Source organism: Clostridium thailandense, from assembly GCF_019207025.1.
GTDB classification, from domain to species: domain Bacteria; phylum Bacillota; class Clostridia; order Clostridiales; family Clostridiaceae; genus Clostridium_AM; species Clostridium_AM thailandense.
On sequence record NZ_JAEEGC010000258.1, the window covers coordinates 1 to 6,907 of the forward strand.

The 6,907-nt window shown below is 27.9% G+C and carries 3 protein-coding genes; all 3 read left to right on the forward strand.

The annotated features are described in order from the left end of the window. The first annotated feature begins 299 nt into the window (after nt 1–299). Entirely contained in the window at nt 300–578 is a 279-nt protein-coding gene (locus tag I6U48_RS29455) for a hypothetical protein (protein WP_218324074.1), read from the forward strand. 539 nt (nt 579–1,117) lie between these two features. Continuing rightward, on the forward strand, nt 1,118–1,390 hold the full coding sequence (locus I6U48_RS29460) for a hypothetical protein (RefSeq protein WP_218324075.1): 273 nt from the start codon (nt 1,118–1,120) through the stop codon (nt 1,388–1,390). A 370-nt stretch (nt 1,391–1,760) separates the two neighbouring features. Beyond that, nucleotides 1,761–6,803 (forward strand): diguanylate cyclase domain-containing protein, encoded by a 5,043-nt coding sequence (locus I6U48_RS29465; protein ID WP_218324076.1) that lies wholly within the window; start codon nt 1,761–1,763, stop codon nt 6,801–6,803. Nucleotides 6,804–6,907 lie beyond the last annotated feature (104 nt).

Consider the following 6,907-nt stretch of genomic DNA (forward strand, 5'->3'; position numbering starts at 1 on the left):
TTCAGCTTTGGAAACATATACCTGCGTATAAGTCTACTTTCCGGTATGGTTATCTATAAATAGTTAATTTAAAACTAATGAACGGTGAAGAGAAAACTTATTGTCCAAATGTTGATACAGAAATTATAACTGTATCAATATAGTTATCAAAAATATCTTAAATAGCAAAATTATACTATTGATACAGATTGAAAAAAAGTATATAATAAATTTATAAAATGATTTAGAAAAACGTTTACAAATGTGTTGAATAGAAGAAAAGCAATTTAAACATTTATTATTAAAGGAGAAAGTGGAAAATGGATAATAAAATTATATCAATTAATGATAATAAATTGGTTGAAGATAGATTAAAATTAAATTTCAAAGATAGTATAAATTATTTTAAAGCGACTGTTAAAGGGGCTATAAGTGCAATTATTAATGATGATACTGATAATATAATAGAACTAAAAAACAATGAAGAACTTGAAATTAAAGGTTTATTGATTTCCAAAGTAGAGTTTGTAAAGGATACCGAGAATTGTGTACTTGCTAAAGTAAAGTACAGTGCATTTGAAAAGAGTTCGATACTGTAGTTAGACATTAAAAAATAGTACAATAACTTCTTTAGACTTTAATATTCAATTTTATTTTTAGTTTTTCCATCATACCTTTTGTTAGTTCATACCAGTCATACTTGGCATTAAATCTTCATTCTTCTTTAATCTTTTTCATTTTCTTTCTAAAATTTTTTGTTTACCATTTAGAAAAATGCCACCTAGTTTATTACATAACGTATATTGATTATATAACTTTTACCAGCAAAATAAAGTATGTTAGAGAGTAAGTTTTAGTAAGAAAGAATATGAAAAAATTCACAGTAGAGAACAGTTAATGAAGATTAATATAATAATGATACAGTAAGTATAACTGTACTAGTATTTTTGTTTGAAGCATTTTAAATAGCGAAAAATATTTATTGATACAGATCCTGAAAAGATATATAATAGATTTATGTACTAGCATAAATCTATTATAATATAAGGGATAAAAATAATTGAAGAAAATGTTTACAAACATATTGATTAGAATAAAGGAAATTTAAATATTTATTTTATAAAGGGGAAATTGGGAAATGGATAAAAAAATTATATCAATAAACGAGAATAAATTGATTGAAGATAGATTGGAATTAAATTTTAAAGATAGGGTGAATTATTTTAAAGCGACCGTTAAAGGAGCTATAAGTGCAATTATTAATGATGATATTAATAATATAATAAAATTAAAAAATAACGAGGAATTTGAAATTAAAAATTTAGTGATTTCTAAAATAGAGTTTGTAAAGGATGCTCAGAATTGTGTTCTGGCTAAAGTAAAGTATTACGCATCCGAAGAGATAACGTAAAAAATTATTGATTATTATATCAAACATTATAATCCTAAGGAAAGGTTTGGAGACATCATTAATATATATAAAAAGAGGCTGTTGCTATGCAAAAGCCTCTTTTTAAATTTCTTATATATAGCATGCACTTACTGTCAACAAATAATCAACTGACTTTACAGATCTAGTTAGCTAATTAGGATGATACAAGTTGCTCAGAACTGATCATTTGCCAGATGTTTCTTTCAAGATATGACGAAGTTTATGAGATTTTGATGAATGGTATCCAATGGATTACAATCTATAGAAGGATAATAGTTTTTTTTGTCGAATATATAAATGTTAACTGAAAATATGAAATTTACTCAATTTTTTATTAGGAGGTTATTGAATGATCAATATTCCAGGCTATAATTTAAGTGAAAAAGTTTATGAAGGAAATAAAACTATAATTTGTAGTGGAATTAGATTAAATGACGGTATGCCTGTTTTATTGAAACTTCTTTGCAGCGAATATCCTAATTTATGTGATGTGATAAAGCTAAAAAACGAATATGAATTGAATCAAAAAATTCACAGCAATAATATTGTAAAAGTTTATGATTTAGAGAACTATAAGAAAACACCTGTTTTAATTCTAGAGAATTTTCATGGCAGATTTTTTCGTGAAATTTCAAATAAACTTAAAAAGCTTAATCTAATGGAATTTTTAATAATTGCAATTAACTTATCTCAAGCATTGATTGATATTTATAATAGTAACATTATTCACAAAGCTATTAATCCGGATAATATTATCATGAATATGGAAACTAAGACAGTAAAACTTACTGGTTTTGAAAATGCATCACTTTTTTCACAGGAGCTCAATGTTATAGACGCAATGACTGATTTAGAAAATACACTAGAGTATATTTCACCGGAACAAACTGGTAAGATAAAACGTAAAATCGATTATCGCACAGATTTTTATTCTTTAGGAGTAATTCTTTACGAAATGCTTACTGGGTCTTTACCTTTTAAGGCAAAGGATAAACTGGCTTTGGTTCATTGTCATCTTGCCATTAAACCTATATCTCCATATAAAAATGATTCTAATATTCCAAAGGTAATTTCAGATATAGTAATGAAACTTATGGAGAAAATGCCCGAAAATAGATATCAAAGTGCAATAGGTCTAAAAGCAGATTTACAAAAGTGCAGGGAGTTACTTGAATACACTGGTTCAGTAGCATATTTTAAAATAGGAGAAAAAGACTTTTCAGAAGCATTTAAAATTCCTGATAAACTGTATGGAAGAGAAAAAGAAATCAAAATATTAAAGGAAGATTTTAAAAAAATCAACAAAAATTCATTGAAAATTGTTATGGTTACAGGATATTCAGGTATAGGAAAATCTCAATTAGTAAATACAGTTCGACGATCTATCAAGAAACAGCTTGGATACTTCATTTCTGGAAAGTTTGATCAATTTGAACATGATATACCGTATTCAGCTTTGGTCAATTCTTTCAAGGATTTAGTTCAACAGATTTTAGGTGAAAATAAAGAACAAATAGAAGTTTGGAAGAATAAACTTTTAAATTCTTTGGGATCAAATGGTCAAATAATTATTAATGTGATACCCGAGGTAGAATTTATAATAGGGAAACAGCCAGAAGTTATTGAAGTTTCGCCAGAGGAAGAAAAAAATCGTTTTTTAAAAATATTTAAAGCTTTTGTTAGAACTTTTTGTGAAGAGCAGCATCCATTAATAATATTTTTAGATGACTTACAATGGGCAGACTTATCCTGCCTTAAGCTAATAGAAATTTTAATAAGCGATTCTGAAATAAATAATTTGCTTCTTATTGGTGCTTATAGAGACAGTGAAGTACATGAAAATCACCCTCTTAAATTTGCTTTAGATAGAATTCAAAGTAGAAACATACTAGTGAATACAATTTTTCTTAAACCTTTAGAGTTTATTGATATACAGCAAATGGTTGCAGAAATCTTTCACTGCGATTTAGAAGAAGCAAGTTTATTGGCAGAACTAAGTCATCAAAAAACAGGAGGAAACCCCTTATTTTTAAGTCAATTTTTATATTCCTTATATAGAGAGCAGCTAATTCAATTTAATAAAGAAGAATGGAGATGGCAATGGGATTTAGAAAGTATAAAAAATTCTCAAATAACTGATAATGTTGTAGAACTAATAGTAAATAGAATATTAAAATTTCCTCAAAATACAATTGAAACTTTAAAATTAGCGGCATGTATAGGAAGTAAGTTTGATTTAGACACATTGTCAATTATATGTAGAAAAAATTTGAGAGACACATATCTTGATATTTGTGCTGTATTAAAAGAAGGTATGATTTTACCACTAGATAGTTCAACTTCAGGCAGCTACAGCTTTCTTCATGACCGTATTCAGCAGGCTGCATATTCGTTAATTGAAGAAAAAAATAGAAAAGAAATACATCTTAAAATAGGAAGACTTATGATATCCGGTACTGATTTGGAGAAAAACAGAACAAAAGTCTTGGACATTGTTAATCAATTAAACATGGGTATTGAATTAGTACATAACCCTTCTCAAAAAGAACAAATAGCTAAGTTAGAATTAATTGCTGGGAAGATGGCAAAGAAGTCAAATGCATATGATACAGCATATAAATATTTATGTAATGGAATAATTTTGATGGATAACTATGGGTGGAAGAATTCTTATGAACTAACTCATTCCCTGTATGTTGAAGCTGCAGAAATAGCTTTCTTAAATGGCGACTATAATGCAGTAGAAGAATATACTAAAGATGCATTAAAAAACAGTAAAACAGTATTAGATAAAGTTAAGTTATATGAGACTAAGATTATTGCCTATACTGCACAGAATAAAAAATTAGAGGTACTTGATACTGCGTTATTTGTTCTTAAACTTTTAGGTATGAATTTTCCCAAAAATCCAAGCTTAGCAGATGTTTTAGTTTCGTTGGTGAAAACAAAAACTATATTAGTTGGAAAAGAGCCATATGATTTACTTGAATTGCCGGAGATGACAGATTTATTTCTATATGCTGCACTTAGAATTATGATGAAGATGGGCATGGCAACTTATATGCTGAATCCAAATCTTTTTCTACTTATAACATTAAAAGCAGTTAGATTATACATTAGAAATGGAAATTCAAGTAGTTCATCTATAGGTTACGCTGCTTATGGAATGCTTTTGTGTTGTATTGGTGATATTGATTCTGGATATAAATTTGGACAACTATCCTTAAAAATATTAGATAAGTTTGATGGAAAAGAATATAAGGCTCAGACACTTGTCTTATATAATTGCTTTGTGAGTTCATGGAAATTAAGTGCAAAAAGTACATTGGATGAATTTATTAAAGCCTATTCTACTGGATTAGAAACGGGAAAACTGAATTATGCATGTACAGCTGCTTGTTTATATAGTATTTATGCCTATTATTCAGGGTATAACCTAACTGATCTAGAAAGAAAAATGTGTGAGTATAACAGTTTTATGAATAATATAAAAAATAAGGAAGCTCTGACAACACAGTCAATATATCATCAAGCAGTATTAAATTTAATAGGATCTTCAAATAATACTTATTGTTTGAAGGGTAAAGTATATGATGAAGAACAAATGATACCTGTACATTTAGAAAAAAAGGATATAAATAATCTTTGTGATGTATATATAAATAAATCGATTCTTTCATACTTATTTGGTGAATATGAGAAAGCTTTAAAAAATACTAAAATTGCAGAAAAATATTTAAATGGAGTAAGTGGTACTTTAAGTATTCCAGTTTTTTATTTTTACAACTCATTAATTATTCTTTCAGAGTTTGAACACCAATCACTATTTAGAAAAAGACAAATTCTAAATAAAGTTTTTATAAGTCAACGTAAAATGAAGAAATGGGCAAAACATGGAGAAAGTAATTTTTTACATAAATTTTATCTGGTAGAGGCCGAAGAGGCAAAAGCTTTGGGAAAAACTTTTAAAGCAATTAATTTTTATGAAAAGGCTATTAAATTAGCATCAGACAATGGTTATATTCAAGAGGAAGCACTTGCAAATGAATTAGCAGCAAAGTTCTATCTACATTTGGAAAATGAACGAATAGCAAAGATTTATATGGAACAGGCAATATATTGCTACATTTTATGGGGAGCAACTTCCAAAGTAAATCAGTTAAAGAAATTATATTCACAAGTTTTAGGTTTTAATAAAAATAATAGCGAATCCATTAAAAATATGCCTGCTAACTTGGAATATAAAACAGATAAATCTTCTATGGTTTTAGATATTGCAACAATTATAAAGGCAACCCATGCAATTTCTAGTGAAATTAAATTAGAAGAGCTTTTGAAAAAACTAGTATATATAGTTCTTGAAAATGCAGGGGCACAAAAAGTTTGCTATTTAATAAAAAAAGAAGAAAGGTATTTTATACAAGCAGAAGGAAGTATAGATGGGAATAAAATAGAAGTTATGAAGGAAATTGACATTAAAAGCAATGCGAATTTACCTAAGAAAATAATTTACTATGTGGGACGTTCGGGAGATAGCGTTATATTGGAAGATGCAACTACATCTGAAAAATATAAAAATGATCCTTATATTGTTGCTAAAAAGCCTAAGTCTATTATGTGTATGCCAGTGATAAGTAAGGGGAATTTGCTAGGTATTCTTTATTTAGAGAACAGCTTAATCGAGGGGGTATTTAATAATGAACGTATAGAAATATTGAAAATTATCTCTTCACAATTGGCAATTTCTATGGAAAATGCAGCTCTTTACACCAATTTGAAGAATTCTGAAAGGAAGCTCAGAAAGCACCACAATGAACTTGAAGAATTAGTAGAAGAAAGAACAGCTAAATTAAAAGAAGAAATTGCTGAACGTAAAAAAGCTGAAAAATTACTAGAAGAAATGGCTAACCATGATAGCCTTACTGGTCTTCCAAATAGAAAATTATTTTATAGAGAGTTAAATCATTCACTACAATTAGCAAAAGAAAATAAATTTTCGCTAGCAGTTCTATTTATTGATTTAGATGGCTTTAAAATAATAAATGATACATTGGGACATGGCAGCGGAGATATAGTTTTAAAAATTGTTTCACAAAGGTTGCTTTCAGTTGTAAGAGAAGGTGATGTGGTTTCAAGATTTGGTGGAGATGAGTTTATAATAGTTATGAAAAAATTATATAATATTGATATAATTGGTCATGTCTGTCAAAATATTATTGATGAAGTCGGGAAAAAAATTATTTTAGGAGAAAACGTGGGTCATGTAACAGCAAGTATAGGGGTTTCCATTTTTTCAGAGTATGGAGATAGTGTGGAAAAATTGATTAAAAAAGCTGATGATGCAATGTATATAGCAAAAAAATCTGGAAAGAATAAGGTTGTTTTTAGTTAACTATTTTTGTAAAAGGTATTGGTTTTATTTATAGATACCCATACCAGAAAGTAGACTTATACGCAGGGAGATGTTTCCAAAGTTGAAAGCCACATATAAAAACT

Bases quoted from the DNA above. Each gene is read 5' to 3' on its own strand.
- I6U48_RS29460 (WP_218324075.1), top strand. From the start codon at position 1,118: ATGGATAAAAAAATTATATCAATAAACGAGAATAAATTGATTGAAGAT.
- I6U48_RS29455 (WP_218324074.1), top strand. From the start codon at position 300: ATGGATAATAAAATTATATCAATTAATGATAATAAATTGGTTGAAGAT.
- I6U48_RS29465 (WP_218324076.1), top strand. From the start codon at position 1,761: ATGATCAATATTCCAGGCTATAATTTAAGTGAAAAAGTTTATGAAGGA.